The following is a 13,553-nucleotide window of genomic DNA, read 5'->3' on the forward strand; positions in this document are numbered from 1 at the left end:
CGGGTCCGGGGGCGTGGAAGCCGGACCCCGCGCCGGGGCGATCCGATGACGGGGCGTCATGCCCGGGCGGGGCGCCCGGCGGCGGACGGTGCCGGGATCGTACGATCAAGCAATGTCTGACATCACGGAAACCACGCCGGGCTGGCTCGCGCCCGAGGAGCTGGAAACGACCCGGGCGCAGATGCCGATCCTCTACGTCGAGGCCGTGCCGGTGCGGGTCGACGATGCCGGGGAGGTCACGCAGATCGGGCTCCTGCTGCGGATCGGACCGGACGGGACGGTCAGCCGCACGCTGGTGTCCGGGCGCGTACTGCACCACGAGCGGATCCGCGACGCGCTGCTGCGGCACCTGGAGAAGGACCTCGGGCCGGTGGCGCTGCCGCGGATCCCGGCCTCGCTGCAGCCGTTCACCGTGGCGGAGTACTTCCCGACGCTCGGCATCACGGAGTTCCACGACCCGCGCCAGCACGCCGTCTCCCTCGCCTACATCGTGCCGGTCGCCGGTGACTGCCGGCCGCGGCAGGACGCGCTCGACCTCGTGTGGTTCAGCCCCGAGGAGGCCGCGTCGCCGCTGGTGCAGCAGGAGATGCCGGGCGGTCAGGGAGTCCTGCTCAAGCGGGCGCTGGCGCACGTCGGCTGCCTGAGCTGACCGGGTCGGTGGCGCCCTCGTCCAACGACCCGGCGGCCGACCTGCCCGTGCAGGGCCCGAAGGTCGATGCCGAGGCCGACAGCGCTATCCCCTGCGTGTCGTGGCGAACCATCAGCCTGGCAGGACCTGCCATTCGGGTTGGAGGTGCATGGTCAGCCCGGTGAGCGCGCGGACATCGGCGGTGACGTCGGCGCGGGCGCGCAACGCGGCCACGTCCCGTCTCGCGTAGCGCCGGTGGGCACTCCAACCGGTCCACAGCGTCGTGACGAGGTAGCGGTCGTCCTCGAGCCGGGCGACCGTGCCCGCGAGCATGCCGCCGGCCGAGGCCATGGCCGGGTTCCAGACGCGGCGCTGGGCGTCGAGGAAGTGCTCGGCGCGGCCGGGGTGGAGGTGGCAGTCGGCGACGCGCAGCAGGGTGCCGCGCGTCAGCCCGTCGCGGAGGTCGGCGGCCTCTCCGGGGACGCCGAGGACCGCGGGGCTGGTCGCCACCTCGGCCACCCTCCAGGTGCCTGCCGACGCAGGCTCGGCGACGGTGTCGTGACGCTCCTCCATGAACCGGGCGCAGGCATCCTCATCGGCCCAGAGGCCGAGCACGTACGCCCGCCCGCCGGCGGGATTCCAGCCTCCGATCTGCCCGACCAGCCCCGGCTGGTCCGCGATGGCCGTCCATCCGCGCTGCGCGGCCGCGAAGTGTCCTGGCCCGCGGTTCGGCACCCTGCAGTTGATCCATTTCACCCACATGCCGGCCATCGTCGGTGCCCGGTCCGGGTCGCCGTCAACCGGCTTCGAGTCGTGCGACCTCGGGTGCAGGACCCCGGACCCACCGCATCACCCCCGACGGCTGCGCGCTGACGGCGGAGGGCTGGGGTCAGAACCCGTCGCGGGTTGAGTCGGCAGTCCGCGGGTGGAGCGCGCCGACGGGCACCGCATCATCCTCCGGCACGGGCACGTCGAGCTGCGGGCGCCGGCCCTCGGGTGACGGCCGGCGCCCGGGCGGGGTGAGGGCCGGAGAGAGAAGCCAGCACAGGGTGACGTCCCACAGCGGGGCGCCACCCGTGCTCAAGCGGTGACCTTGGCGACGAAGGCGGCCAGGTTCGCCACCGTGCGCTGGATCTTCTCGTCCACGGTCAGCGACTCGTGCATTTTGGTGCCGACGTCCCGCTTGCCGCGCACGTACAGCGAACACGCGAGGTCGCTGCACATGTAGGCGCCCACCGAGTTGCCCTGCTTGCCCGCCGTGCCGGCGCGCGGGGCGACCAGCAGCGAGACTCCACCCGTGTGGGTGGTCACGCACAGCGAGCAGATGCTGCGCCGGGCCTGCCAGGAGGCGCCGGAGGACGAGCGCAGCGCGACGGCCACCGGGCGGTCGCCGAACTCGGGGAGCTGGGCGACGAGGTAGGCGCGGTCGGGGGCCTGGGGGTCGCGCCAGCCCAGGAAGTCCAGGTCTTCCCAGGGCTGTTCGGCCAGGTCGCGCGGGATGTTCAGGCGTGAGGCCTCGCCCTTGGTGCAGTTGACGAAGGCGGCACGGATCTCTTGTTCGGTCAGAGGCTTCATAGGAATCAACGTAAATTACCTAGGGGTATTAGGCAAATGTATTATTGCTCCAGGAGGGCGGGGGAGTGTGAAGGGAGCCGCATGGCGCGCGTAGGACTGACCGCCGAACGCCTCACCCGGGCAGGGGTGGAACTCGCCGACGAGGTCGGCTTCGACAAGGTGACCGTTTCCGCGCTCGCGCGCCATTTCGGGGTCAAGGACGCGAGCCTCTACTCGCACGTGCGCAACTCGCAGGACCTCAAGACGCGGATCGCCCTGCTCGCCCTGGAGGAACTCGCCGACCGGGTGTCCGTGGCCCTCGCCGGGCGGGCCGGCAAGGACGCGCTGACCGCCTTCGCCGACGCCTACCGCGACTACGCCCGCGAACACCCCGGCCGCTATGCCGCCGCCCGGCTCCAGCTCGACCCGGAGACCGCGCGCGCCAGCGCCGCCGTCCGGCACTCGCAGATGACGCGCGCCATCCTGCGCGGCTACGACTTCGTGGAGCCGGACGAGACCGACGCCGTCCGGCTCCTGGGCAGCACCTTCCACGGCTACGTCACGCTGGAGACGGGCGGCAGCTTCGCCCACACGCCGCGCGACACCGAGGACAGCTGGGCGCGGATCCTGGACGCCCTCGACGCGCTGCTGCGGAACTGGCCGAAGAGCTGAGCCGAAGAGCTGAGCCGAAGAGCTGAGCCGAAGAGCCGAAGGGTCCGGATCTCCGCGAGGTCGGTGAACGCGGGCTTCTCCTCGGTGCGGGCCCGTCCGTTGCCGGAGTGCCTGGCCGCCGTGGCCGAGGCGGCCGACGGCTGTCCTCGCCGCTGGAGTGCCGGCTGGCGATCGGTGAACGGGCTTGGCGGATCGAGGAGTTGACTGATCGCCGGACCCGGCCGGCGGCCCGGCTCCACTCACGGCCTACGCTGATCGTCCGGGACGGCGCGGTCGGGCACCTGTTCCACCCGATGGACGGGCCCGGCGAGCAGGCCGTGCAGGTACTGGACTGGCTGAAGGGAACCCCATGACGCAGCGGACCGGGCGTACGGCGGACGGCAGCGCGGGCGACGCGGACTACGGCGCGATCGGCGGCTCGTACGCTTCCTACCGGCGCCCCGAACCGCGGATCGCCGCGCTGATCGAGCAGGCCCTGGGCGGGGCCCGCACGGTGGTCAACGTGGGCGCCGGGGCCGGTTCGTACGAGTCGGAGGCGTTCGACGTGACGCCCGTCGAGCCGTCGGCGTCGATGCGCGCCCAGCGGCCCGCGCACCTGCCCGGGGCCGTCGACGCGGTCGCCGAGCACCTGCCCTTCCCGGACGACGCGTTCGACGCCGCGATGACGACGTTCAGCGTGCACCAGTGGAGCGACGTGAAGGCCGGCCTGCGGGAGATGCGCCGGGTCGCGCGCGGCCCGGTCGTCGTCCTGACCTGCGACCCGGACCTCGTGCGGGACTTCTGGCTGTACGAGTACGCGCCGCTGGTGCTGGACACCGAGGCGCGGCGCTACCCGTCGGTCGGCGACATCACCGAGGCCCTCGGCGGCGAGGTCGAGGTCACCCCGGTGCCGATCCCGGCCGACTGCGTCGACGGCTTCAACGAGGCCTACTACGCCCGCCCGGAGATGCTGCTGGACCCAGCGGCCCGCCAGTCCTGCTCGGCGTGGAGCTTCGTACCGCCCGAGCTGGTGCAGGAGTACACCGGGCGGCTGGAGCGGGACCTGGCCTCCGGCGCGTGGGACGAGCGGTACGGCCACCTGCGGCAGCAGCCGACGCTGGAGGGCTCGCTGGTCCTGATCCGGGCTCAGTAGTAGCCGACGGCCGGTGCCGGCCTGCCGACCTGCCCAGCGGCGTCCAACTCGGCTTCTTCGGCAGCGCCTTCGTCCTGGGAGCCCCTGCCTTCCCCCTCTCGGACGTTCCGCTGGACGGGATCCACGCCCAGGTGGAGGCGGGCGCCCTTCGGGCCCGCCCCACCCGGATCTTCCGGCTCACAGCCGGTCGTAGACGGCCGACAGGCGCTGGAGCACTTCGGCGGCGCGGTCGAGGGCGTCCGCGTCGTAGTCGGCCAGGTCGGCGTGGAGGGCTTCGGCGAGCGCCTGCTGGCGCTGCCGGTGCCGTTCGCGGCCGGCGTCGGTGAGGGTGACCACGACGGACCGCTTGTCCTCGGGCGGCCGGGTGCGGGTCACGTACCCGGCCGTGACCAGGCCGTTGACCAGCTGCGTCGTGGCGGCGCCGGTGGTCTCGGTGCCGGCCGCGAGCTGGCCGATGGTCAGTGGGCCCTGGTCGGCGAGGGTGCGCAGGGCGCGGGCGTGGGTGAGGGAGAGGGCGCCGGGGGTGCGGGTGGCGCGCCCGCGCAGGCGGGCGTCGGCGGCGCTGAGGCGGTAGGCGGCCCGGGCGAGGCGGTCGAGGGCGTCGGCGCGTTCGGGGGTGGACTCGGTCATGCGCGGTTCTCCTCGGACTCCTCGGCGGGGGCGACTTGACAGCAGCCTAGCCTAAGTACTTAATGGCTAAGTACTTAGTCATTAAGTACTTAGCCAATGGGATCCGTCGCCGCGTCCCTCGCTGCATCCCTCGTCGGATCCCGAGAAGGAGACCGTCATGACCACCCGTTCCACCGGCCAGAGCTGGGCCCTCGACATCGCGCTCGCCCAGGGCGGCTTCGACGCGCTGCACCCCGAGGCGGTCGGCACCATGGAGCAGCTCGGCCACGACCACGCCGACTTCGCGAAGGTCTTCGCGCTGGTCAGGAGCGGCGCGATGCTGCCCAAGGCGTGGGCGACCGTCGCCGCCCAGGCCGAGGAGCGCGCCGCGCACCACGAGCGCGGCGGCTTCGCGCGGACCGCCGCCGACCTGTACGGGCGGGCCGCGGTGATGTGGGGCCGCGCCCAGTACTCGATCTTCGACGCGGCCGACCCGCGCAAGGCGGCCATGCGCGAGCGCACCAACCACTGCGTCGAGCGCCTGGGTGCCCTGCGCGACGGCCGGGTGCGCCGGGTGGTGCTCGACTTCGAGGGCGGGCACATCCACGCACTGCTGCACCTGCCCGCCGGGCCGGTCGAGAACGCGCCGGCCGTCATCCTCGGCCCGGGGATGGACATGATCAAGGAGGACTACATCTGGGCGGCCGAGCGCTACTACACCTCGCGCGGGCTGGTCGCGCTGTCGATCGAGGGCCCGGGCCAGGGCGAGACGCGGGCCGGCGGGCTCACCGTCGACCTCACCAACTACGAGCGCGCGATCGGCCGTTACATCGACCACCTGGCGGCGCTGCCGGAGGTCGACGCGGCGCGGATCGGCATGTTCGGCATCTCGATGAGCGGCTACTGGGGCTCGCGCGCCGCCGCCGCGGACGGCCGGCTGGCCGCGCTGGCCGCGTTCGAGGCCGTCACGGGCGACTTCGCGACCATCTTCGAGCGCGCCCAGCCGACCTTCAAGAACAACTACATGTACATGGCCGGGTACACCGACGAGGAGGCCTTCGACCGCGACCTCACCGAGCGCATGCCGCTGGGCGACCTGGTGGCCGACATCGCCTGCCCGGTGCTGTACGGCATCGGCGAGTTCGACGAGCTGACCGACCTCGGGCAGGCGCTGGCGAGCTTCGAGAAGGTCCGCGCGCCGAAGGAACTGCGGGTCTACGAGGACGAGTTCCACCCGCTCGGGGGAGTGGCGGCGGAGGTCTTCCGGTTCGGTGCCGAGTGGCTGGAGCGGGCGCTGGACGGCGAGTTCGCCGTGCCCGGCCGGGACGTGCGGCACTACGTCCGCCGCGACGGCAGCACCGTCGACGGCGGCGCCGACCCCGCGTGGTGGCTCGGCGCCGCCCCGGCGCACCTCGACGCGCTCCGGCGGGGCTGAAGGTGAACGCCCGCCGGGGCTCCGGCCCCGGTGGGCACCGTCAGCCGAGCAGCGTCGCCTCGATCCCGGCCAGGATGGCCGCCAGGCCCTGCTCGAAGCCCTCGTCGAAGTCCTGGAACATCACCCGCCCCGCCTCCGCCGCGAGCGGGTGGGCGGCGAGGCGCTCGGCGCGGGCGTCGACGTCGTACGCCTCGGCGCCGCCGAAGGGGTCGGCGCCCATGGCCTGCTCCTCGATGGCGTACCCGATCGTGTAGCTGTACGCCGTGTACCAGGCGCGGGCGGCCGCCGCCGGGGTGAAGCCGGCGTCGATCAGCAGGCGCAGGGCGGCCTCCAGGCCGGGCGCGTACGAGGTGTCGGTGAAGCGGGCGCCGCTGTACACCTTGGCGCCGTCGCGATGGCGCAGCAGTTCGGCGCGCAGGGCGCGCATCGTCGCGCGGTACGCGTCCCGCCAGTCGCCCTCGGGTGGTTCGGCGGTCCCGGCCGACAGGCGCCGCATCATCTCGGTCGCCATCTCGTCGAGCAGTGCCTGCTTGTCCTTGAAGTGCCAGTACAGCGCCGGGGCCTTGACGCCGAGTTCGGCGGCGATCGCGCGGAGCGTGAGGCCGTCCAGGCCCACCTCGTCGAGGAGTCTCAGTGCGGTGTCGGCGACCAGTTTCCGGTCGAGCTTCGGGGTTCTCTGCGACGTCACGGTTGACAGTTTAACGCCGTTAAGGGCACTCTTCGAGCAGTCGCCATTTAACAACGTTAAGGAGTGTGGCCGTGACCGTGCTGCCCGAAAACACCGACGTCCTGATCGTCGGCGCCGGCCCCACCGGCCTCGCGCTCGCGGTGGACCTCGCCCGGCACGGCGTCGCCGCGCTGCTCGTCGAGCGCGGCACCGCGCTCTTCCCCGGCTCGCGCGGCAAGGGGCTCCAGCCGCGCACGCTGGAGGTCCTGGAGGACTTCGGCGTGCTGGCCGAGCTCCGCGCGGTGGCCGGCCACTACCCGCCGAACCTGTTCTGGCGGGACGGCGAGCCGCAGGGCCGGCGCAGCATGTACGAGCCGACCGAGCCGTCCGAGGCCGAGCCGTACACCGAGACGCTGATGCTGCCGCAGTGGCGCACCCAGCGCGTCCTGCACGGGCGGCTGCGCGAGCTGGGCGGCGACGTCGCCTTCGGACGCGAGCTGGTGGGTCTGGCCCAGGACGCGGACGGGGTGAGCGCGGAGTTCGCCGACGGCGGCCGGGTCCGCGCCCGGTACCTGGTCGCGGCGGACGGCGGGCGCTCGACCGTCCGCCGGCACCTCGGCATCGGGATGGCGGGCGAGACGGTGGACCCGCACCCGCTGCTGGTCGCGGACGTCCGGGTCACCGGGCTCGACCGCGAACACTGGCACGTCTTCCCGTCGGACGAGCGGCTGCTGGCGATCTGCCCCCTCGGCGGCACGGAGGACTTCCAGCTCATCGCGCAGTTCCCGGCGGGCGGCGTCATCGACGCCACCCTCGACGGCGTCCGCAAGGTCGTCGCCGAGCGCTCGCACCTGACCCGAGACCAGGTCACCGAGGTGCGGTGGTCGTCCGAGTTCCGGGCGCGGACGGCGCTCGCGGACCGCTTCCGCGCGGGCCGGGTCTTCCTCGCGGGCGACGCCGCGCACCTGCACTCCCCGGCGGGCGGTCAGGGCCTGAACACCAGCGTCCAGGACGCGTACAACCTCGGCTGGAAGCTGGCCGCGGTGCTGTCCGGCCGGGCGCCGGCGACGCTGCTCGACACCTACGAGGAGGAGCGCCGCGCCAACGCGGCGGCGATGCTGTCGCTGTCGACCCGGGTCCACCGCGGCGAGGTCCGCCGGGGCCGCGCGACCCAGCAACTCGGCCTCGGCTACCGGGAGTCGACGCTCACGGAGGACACCCGCCCGGCCCTCCCGGACGGCGCCCTGCGGGCCGGTGACCGCGCACCGGACGGCCGCCGGGGCGGCGTCCGCCTCTTCGACGCGTTCCGCGGCCCGCACTGGACCGTGCTCGCCGTCGGCACCGACACCGACCTGCCCGACCTCGGCATCCCGGCCGTCCGCATCCCGCCCTACGAGGCGTACGGCACGGGCGTCTTCCTCGTCCGCCCGGACGGCTACATCGGCTGGGCGGGCACGACGGCCGACGGCCTGGCGGCATACGCGGCCCGCCACGGGGCGTCGGGCGCTTGACCTACGGCAGCCCGGCGAGGCCGCGGGGCGGACCGGCATGGGGCCGGGTGCCCGGTAGGCCGCGGCCGGAGACTGGGGTTCCCGCCGCCCGTCAGGAGAGACCGTGGATGACCGCACCGCCCAGGAGAAGACCAGCGGCCAGGCCGGAGTCCTCGGCACCGCCCTCGCCGGAGTCCTGGCGTTCGCGCTCGATGCAGCGGTGGTCGTGGCTGTTCCCGATGCCCGGCACGAGGGCCGCGTGCGGCGAACTGGGCCGGTACCAGGCGCTGAGCGTGCAGGCGGCAGTGGGCGGTCTGGCCGGCCAGGACGGTGCCGCCGTGGCGTCCGCGCAGGCCGACCAGGCCCGGAACGCCGTCGACACGTGCCTGGCAGCCACCACGACGCGGTGGCGGCCGGTCTACGCGCTGGGCGCGGCGCTGCTGGTGCTCCTGGGCTCGTGGTGGCTCGGCCGGGCCCGGGCTCGGAGCCACCCCGGGGTGGCTCCGGCCCCGGGCGGGGTGCAACCTGGAGGGGACGGACCGCGCCGCAGGTGAGGAGGCGCCGACATGTCCAGCCACCGTCTCGGTCGGCGCCTGACCTGAAGACCTGATGAGGAAGAGTCGTGAGCGGCCCCACGGGAATCGTGGGGCCGCTCGTTCGTCGTGCCGAATTCTGCTTAACCGGGCGTGACTTCGGACGCCGGCGTGGTCAGGAACACGGTCGGCTGATGCGGCCGTCCCGCCTGCTCGGCCCTGACGACGAGGACTTCGCCATCAAGACGGCCGCCGCCGATTTCGAGGCCGCGCGGAGGTTCTGACACGACCTTCTCCGAGGGCCTGTGAGATGGCAGCCGCGCCGCATGTGATGGTTCGTCACCGTACCGGGACAGTGTGAAGATCGCGGTATCCGGATCCGGCTCGGCCGGGTGTACGGTCGTGCCCAGCCGGCCGGTGGGGGGCCGGAGGGGCTGAGAGGGGAGCAGGGCATGGAGCCACTGGAGCCGGACGACCCGCGGCAGGTCGGTGAGTACCGGGTGCTGCGGCGGCTCGGCGCGGGCGGCATGGGCCGGGTGTACCTGGGCCGTACGGCGGGGGGCCGGACGGTGGCCGTCAAGGTCGTCCGCGGTGAGCTGGCCGAGGACGCCGAGTTCCGTGCCCGGTTCCGGCAGGAGGTCCAGGCGGCGCGGCTGGTCGGTGGCCGCTGGACGGCACCGGTGTTGGACGCGGACACCGAGGGCCGCCACCCGTGGGTCGCCACCGGCTACGTCGCGGGCCCGGCGCTCGGCGCGGCCGTACGGGAGTTCGGGCCGCTGCCGGGCGACTCGGTGCGCGCGCTGGGGGTCGGGCTGGCCGAGGCGCTGGCGGCGGTGCACGCGCTCGGCCTGGTGCACCGGGATGTCAAGCCGTCCAACGTGCTGCTCACCCTGGGCGGCCCGCGGCTGATCGACTTCGGCATCGCGCGGGCCCTGGATGTCTCGGTCGCGCTCACCCGGTCCGGCTTCGTGATCGGCTCACCGGGGTTCATGTCGCCGGAACAGGCCCAGGGAGCCGCCGTCGGACCGCCGTCCGACGTCTTCTCGCTGGGCGCCGTGCTGGCGTACGCGGCGACCGGTGTGGCGCCCTTCGGCGAGGGCCTCAGCGTGGCGGCGCTGCTCTACAAGGTCGCGCACGAGGAACCGGAGTTGGGCGACCTCGACCCGGCGTTGCGCGCCATCGTGACGGCCTGCCTCGCCAAGGACCCGGCGCAGCGGCTGACGCCGCCGGCGCTCGCCGAACAGCTCGACGCGGGCGGGAACGGCCGGGCGCGGCTGAGCGGTGGGGACTGGTTGCCGGGGCCGCTGTCGGCGGCGGTGGGGCGGCGGGCCGAGGAACTGCTGGACCTCGACCACGAGCCCGAGCACAGCGCGGGCGCCGGCACACCGGATCCCTTCCACGCCACGGCTGCGCCGCCGGCGACACCTCGGCTGCCACCCACGGCCGTCACCTTGCCGTACGGCGGGCCACCGGCTGAACCCGTGTGGACCCCGCAGGGCTGGACGAGCGGCACGCAGGCCGGTGCGTACGGATACCCGCCACATCCCGGTGCTTCGTCCGATCCGGGGTCGGGCCGGATGTACGGTCCGGTGCCGCCCGTGCCACCGCGTCGGACAGGGCGTCGGGTCGCACTGGTGGCCGTCGTGGCGGCGGTGTCCGTGGCGGCCACGGTGGGGCTGATGCAGTGGCTCGGGGAGGACAGGTCGGGTTCGGGTACGGCCGTCGCAGCATCCACACCACCCGCCTCACGGGCCGTGCAGCAACCCGTTGCGCAGCCGTCCTCCGGCGGGCAGCCGGCCACGGGCGACGTGCCGAGCAGCGGCAGCGTTCCGGCGGCCGTCCTGGGCAAATGGAAGGGGACGGCCAACACGGCGTTCGGAACTCCGGCCAGCGTCGGGGTCATCATCGTCCAGGGCAACGTCGGCGAGACCGTGGAGCACTCCGTTGTGAGCTACCCCAACACCAGTATCTCGTGCACCGGGCAAGGAATTTTGGTCTCCGTGTCCTCCCGGGAGATCGTCGTGAGGGAGTCCAACGCCAGCACCGACGCGATGTGCGCCGGCAGCAGGCCGGTTCAGGTGACGTACCGCCTGAACACCAGCGGCACCCTGCAAGCCACCATAGGAACCGGCACCGCCGAACTCACCAGACAGGGCTGAAGGAAGTCCGGGGAGCCCCGCCAGAGCTGGTCCGGTCCGCAGGGCCGGACCGCTTCGGGAAGGCGACGAAAACGGGCTGACGTGAAGTCACTGTTCAACGCCCTTGACCTCCAGGGCTTCTCTCGCCAGGCCTGTGAACGAGACGAAGGCTTCCCGGAAGACCAGGTAAGCGGCGTCGTATTCCTGCCTCCGCTCGGGATCGTCGGTACCGATGAGCGCCTTGAGCGGCGGTTGCAGGCGTCGTGCCATCTGCCGTACCTGTTCCGCTGCGGCGGAGACCTCGGCAGGACCGTCGAGCCGGACTTCGTGGGTCGCCCTGTTCATGTTGCCGATGGCGGGGCCGATGCGCTCGTACATCCGCGTCAGGAGCCGGTCCTTGCCCTCACGGTCGGGTGTGGCGTCGACGTCGTCGATCTGCCACGTGACCTCTGAGAAGGCGTGCGCGCAGCTCATCATCTCCCGGTAGGTGGCTCGACGTCTGTCGCGCTGCTCGCGAAGGGCCTCTGCCGTCGCGGTCGTCCGGGCCTGGACCAGCGCCGCGCGCGAGGTCGCCCGCGCGGTGATGTAGCTGGCGCCGAGTGCGGTCAACGCAGTGAGGATGCCGACCCACAGTCCGCTGTTCTCCACGGCCGAGGAGTCTGCCAGCCGGAGCCCCGTTTGGACAGGCCGCCCGTGGTCGGCTGGGGGGTCGCTGATGCGGGTCGGCGGTTCAGGAAAATAATTCTGACGGACCTGCAACCTCCTCGGACCATGCACGTCTATGGAAGCGAGGGGGCCGGGAAGCCCGGCTGCCTCACTTCGCACCAGATCCATCAGGACCCATGGGGGGAACCATGAACAGCAACTTCACCACCAAGCGTCGTCTCGGCTCCGCCGCCGCCGTGCTCGCCCTCGGCCTGGGCGCCGGGCTGCTGGCCGCCGCGCCGGCCTCGGCCTCGTGGTGGATCCCGCTCCCGGACACCACGGCGCAGATCCAGGCCAACTTCAGCGGCAAGTGCCTGGCGGTCGCGGACGCGCGGACGGACGACGGCGCCCCCGTCGTCGAGGCGACCTGCACGGGGGACGCGAGCCAGCAGTGGAAGGTGACCAACGGCTTCGTGGTCAACGTGAACAGCGGCAAGTGCCTGGAGGATCCGGGCTGGAGCAAGGCGGCCGGCACGGCGATCGACCAGTGGAGCTGCAACAGCGGCGACAACCAGCGCTGGGGCAAGGTCAACGTCAACGGTGACACCTTGGACATCGTCAACTTCAGCAGCGGCCTCATCCTGGACGTGTCCGGCGGCAACTCGGCCGACGGCACCCCGGTGATCCAGTGGTACGCGAACAACAACTACAACCAGCGCTTCAGCCTCAACCCCGTTGGCTGACGAATCATCAGACATTGACCGGTCGCCAGCCGGACCTTTCCCAGGCGGCCCCGCGTGCCACGCGGGGCCGCCTGGGCCGTTCAGAGGTTGGTCGGGAAGTCGCCGGCCTGGAGGCCTGCCACGAACGCCTGCCACGCTTCGCGGTTGAAGCTGAGTGCCGGGCCATGGGGGTCCTTGCTGTCGCGGACCGGGACGGTGCCAGCAAAACGGTCGGCAACCTCGACGCAGTTGTCGTTCGGGTTGCTGGCAGTTGCCTTCTTCCACTTCACAGGGAGTGCGGAGGCGATGGGGAAGTGGGTCACTTGAGCGCGTCTCTCTTCTGTGTGATGAGGTCGAGCGACTGGTCGAGTGGCATGGCGGTCGCCATGATTTCGTCGAACGCCGCTCGGTAGATATCGACCTGCTCCGGATCTTCGACCCAATCGCTGCTGAGCATCCCGCTGAGCAGAACGAGGTCGAGATCGCGCTGCCGAAACTCCAGGAGTGTGAACGGCCCGGTCATCCCAGGATGAGGCGGAGACATCGCCGGCATGATCTGGATCCTGATGTTGGGGAGACGGCTGAACTGCAGCAGCTTGTCCAACTGGTCGGTCATGACGCCAGGGGCGGCGTGCATGGTCAGAGCCGATTCATGGATCACAGCCCAGAGCTTCAGCGGGTTGTCGGAGCGAGTCAGGACGGATTGGCGGTTGATCCGCACCTCCACGCGCTCTTCGATGCTGGGCTTGTTTATCACGCCGCTGGCGATGATGGCGTGGGCGTATTGGCGGGTCTGAAGCAGGCCGGGGATGTAGGCCGATTCGTAGGACTTGTGGCCGGTGGCTGTTTCTTCAAGACGGATCAGATCCGTGTAGAGCGGGTTCAGCTGCTCGTAGCCCGCCATCCATCCGGGGCGGCGCTTGTCTCGCAGGATCTCCACGAGGACTTCCTTGAGTTCCTCGTCGCACTCGTAGAAGTCCAGCAGCGCGCGTACGACATCGGGCTTCAGCTGGACGCGCGCGTTCTCGTACCTGCTGAGCTTCACGAGGTTGATGCCCTCGACGTGGGCAGCCACCTCCTCGGCCGAGAGGTTCTTGAGCTCACGGAGCCGCCTCAACTCGGCGGCGATGCGCCGGTACCGCACCGCTGGCACTGCAACTGCCATCTACCCAACCCTTCAGGACACTCAGGGACCAGTGTGCATCCGAGTGGTGACGGTTCGCCACCATGCTTGTGAGCCTAGAGGCGGCACCTTGCCGACGAAACTGAAAGTTTTCATATTTCGAAGACATGCCTTGCGGAGTGTAGCTGCCGTACTCCATGCTGTG

The 13,553-nt window shown here is 71.9% G+C and carries 17 protein-coding genes; 10 read left to right on the plus strand and 7 right to left on the minus strand.

The features are described from left to right. The first annotated feature begins 121 nt into the window (after positions 1-121). On the plus strand, positions 122-649 hold the full coding sequence (locus tag ACWCXH_RS12560) for an NUDIX hydrolase family protein (RefSeq protein WP_449801557.1): 528 nt from the start codon (positions 122-124) through the stop codon (positions 647-649). Positions 650-760: 111 nt separating this feature from the next. On the opposite strand, the gene ACWCXH_RS12565 is transcribed toward ACWCXH_RS12560, so the two are convergent. Then, on the minus strand, positions 761-1,390 hold the full coding sequence (locus ACWCXH_RS12565; protein ID WP_449801388.1) for a DUF4937 domain-containing protein: 630 nt from the start codon (positions 1,388-1,390) through the stop codon (positions 761-763). A 318-nt stretch (positions 1,391-1,708) separates the two neighbouring features. Then, entirely contained in the window at positions 1,709-2,203 is a 495-nt protein-coding gene (locus ACWCXH_RS12570; RefSeq protein ID WP_449801389.1) for an FBP domain-containing protein, read from the minus strand. Between the two features lie 81 nt (positions 2,204-2,284). Between ACWCXH_RS12570 and ACWCXH_RS12575 the strand changes: the two genes are divergently transcribed. The 3 genes from ACWCXH_RS12575 (at position 2,285) to ACWCXH_RS12585 (ending at position 3,986) form a co-directional block, all read left to right on the plus strand. Further along, positions 2,285-2,854 (plus strand): TetR/AcrR family transcriptional regulator, encoded by a 570-nt coding sequence (locus tag ACWCXH_RS12575; RefSeq protein ID WP_449801390.1) that lies wholly within the window; start codon positions 2,285-2,287, stop codon positions 2,852-2,854. A 200-nt stretch (positions 2,855-3,054) separates the two neighbouring features. After that, entirely contained in the window at positions 3,055-3,207 is a 153-nt protein-coding gene (locus ACWCXH_RS12580) for a hypothetical protein (RefSeq protein WP_449801391.1), read from the plus strand. Further along, positions 3,204-3,986 (plus strand): class I SAM-dependent methyltransferase, encoded by a 783-nt coding sequence (locus ACWCXH_RS12585; protein ID WP_449801392.1) that lies wholly within the window; start codon positions 3,204-3,206, stop codon positions 3,984-3,986. Before ACWCXH_RS12580 ends, ACWCXH_RS12585 begins: the two co-directional genes overlap by 4 nt. A 177-nt stretch (positions 3,987-4,163) precedes the next feature. Here the strand turns inward: ACWCXH_RS12585 and ACWCXH_RS12590 are convergent, their stop codons facing one another. Then, entirely contained in the window at positions 4,164-4,616 is a 453-nt protein-coding gene (locus ACWCXH_RS12590; protein ID WP_449801393.1) for a MarR family transcriptional regulator, read from the minus strand. 157 nt (positions 4,617-4,773) lie between these two features. Between ACWCXH_RS12590 and ACWCXH_RS12595 the strand changes: the two genes are divergently transcribed. Continuing rightward, complete coding sequence (locus ACWCXH_RS12595) at positions 4,774-6,030, plus strand: alpha/beta hydrolase (protein ID WP_449801394.1); 1,257 nt, start codon at positions 4,774-4,776, stop codon at positions 6,028-6,030. 40 nt (positions 6,031-6,070) lie between these two features. On the opposite strand, the gene ACWCXH_RS12600 is transcribed toward ACWCXH_RS12595, so the two are convergent. Continuing rightward, positions 6,071-6,718, minus strand: coding sequence for a TetR/AcrR family transcriptional regulator C-terminal domain-containing protein (locus ACWCXH_RS12600; RefSeq protein ID WP_449801395.1), 648 nt, complete (start codon positions 6,716-6,718; stop codon positions 6,071-6,073). A gap of 80 nt (positions 6,719-6,798) precedes the next feature. On the opposite strand from ACWCXH_RS12600, the gene ACWCXH_RS12605 reads away from it, so the two are divergent. The 4 genes from ACWCXH_RS12605 to ACWCXH_RS12620 all read left to right on the plus strand — a co-directional run bounded on the left by ACWCXH_RS12605 (position 6,799) and on the right by ACWCXH_RS12620 (position 10,879). Beyond that, the gene (locus tag ACWCXH_RS12605) at positions 6,799-8,208 is read left to right on the plus strand and encodes an FAD-dependent monooxygenase (protein WP_449801558.1); all 1,410 of its coding nucleotides are present in this window, start codon (positions 6,799-6,801) and stop codon (positions 8,206-8,208) included. Positions 8,209-8,315: 107 nt separating this feature from the next. Next, positions 8,316-8,741, plus strand: coding sequence for a hypothetical protein (locus ACWCXH_RS12610; RefSeq protein ID WP_449801396.1), 426 nt, complete (start codon positions 8,316-8,318; stop codon positions 8,739-8,741). A gap of 68 nt (positions 8,742-8,809) precedes the next feature. Next, on the plus strand, positions 8,810-9,004 hold the full coding sequence (locus tag ACWCXH_RS12615) for a hypothetical protein (RefSeq protein WP_449801397.1): 195 nt from the start codon (positions 8,810-8,812) through the stop codon (positions 9,002-9,004). A 168-nt stretch (positions 9,005-9,172) separates the two neighbouring features. Next, on the plus strand, positions 9,173-10,879 hold the full coding sequence (locus ACWCXH_RS12620; protein WP_449801398.1) for a serine/threonine-protein kinase: 1,707 nt from the start codon (positions 9,173-9,175) through the stop codon (positions 10,877-10,879). Between the two features lie 87 nt (positions 10,880-10,966). On the opposite strand, the gene ACWCXH_RS12625 is transcribed toward ACWCXH_RS12620, so the two are convergent. Then, on the minus strand, positions 10,967-11,506 hold the full coding sequence (locus ACWCXH_RS12625) for a hypothetical protein (protein WP_449801399.1): 540 nt from the start codon (positions 11,504-11,506) through the stop codon (positions 10,967-10,969). 206 nt (positions 11,507-11,712) lie between these two features. On the opposite strand from ACWCXH_RS12625, the gene ACWCXH_RS12630 reads away from it, so the two are divergent. Further along, positions 11,713-12,246: an RICIN domain-containing protein gene (locus ACWCXH_RS12630; RefSeq protein WP_449801400.1), complete on the plus strand. Its 534-nt coding sequence runs from the start codon at positions 11,713-11,715 to the stop codon at positions 12,244-12,246. 80 nt (positions 12,247-12,326) lie between these two features. Here ACWCXH_RS12630 and ACWCXH_RS12635 read toward each other — a convergent pair whose 3' ends face one another. Then, on the minus strand, positions 12,327-12,548 hold the full coding sequence (locus ACWCXH_RS12635) for a DUF397 domain-containing protein (protein ID WP_449801401.1): 222 nt from the start codon (positions 12,546-12,548) through the stop codon (positions 12,327-12,329). Further along, positions 12,545-13,390, minus strand: coding sequence for a helix-turn-helix domain-containing protein (locus tag ACWCXH_RS12640; RefSeq protein ID WP_449801402.1), 846 nt, complete (start codon positions 13,388-13,390; stop codon positions 12,545-12,547). The genes ACWCXH_RS12635 and ACWCXH_RS12640 overlap by 4 nt, the downstream gene beginning before the upstream one ends. Between the last annotated feature and the right edge of the window lie 163 nt (positions 13,391-13,553).

The organism is Kitasatospora sp. NPDC001660, from assembly GCF_053596725.1.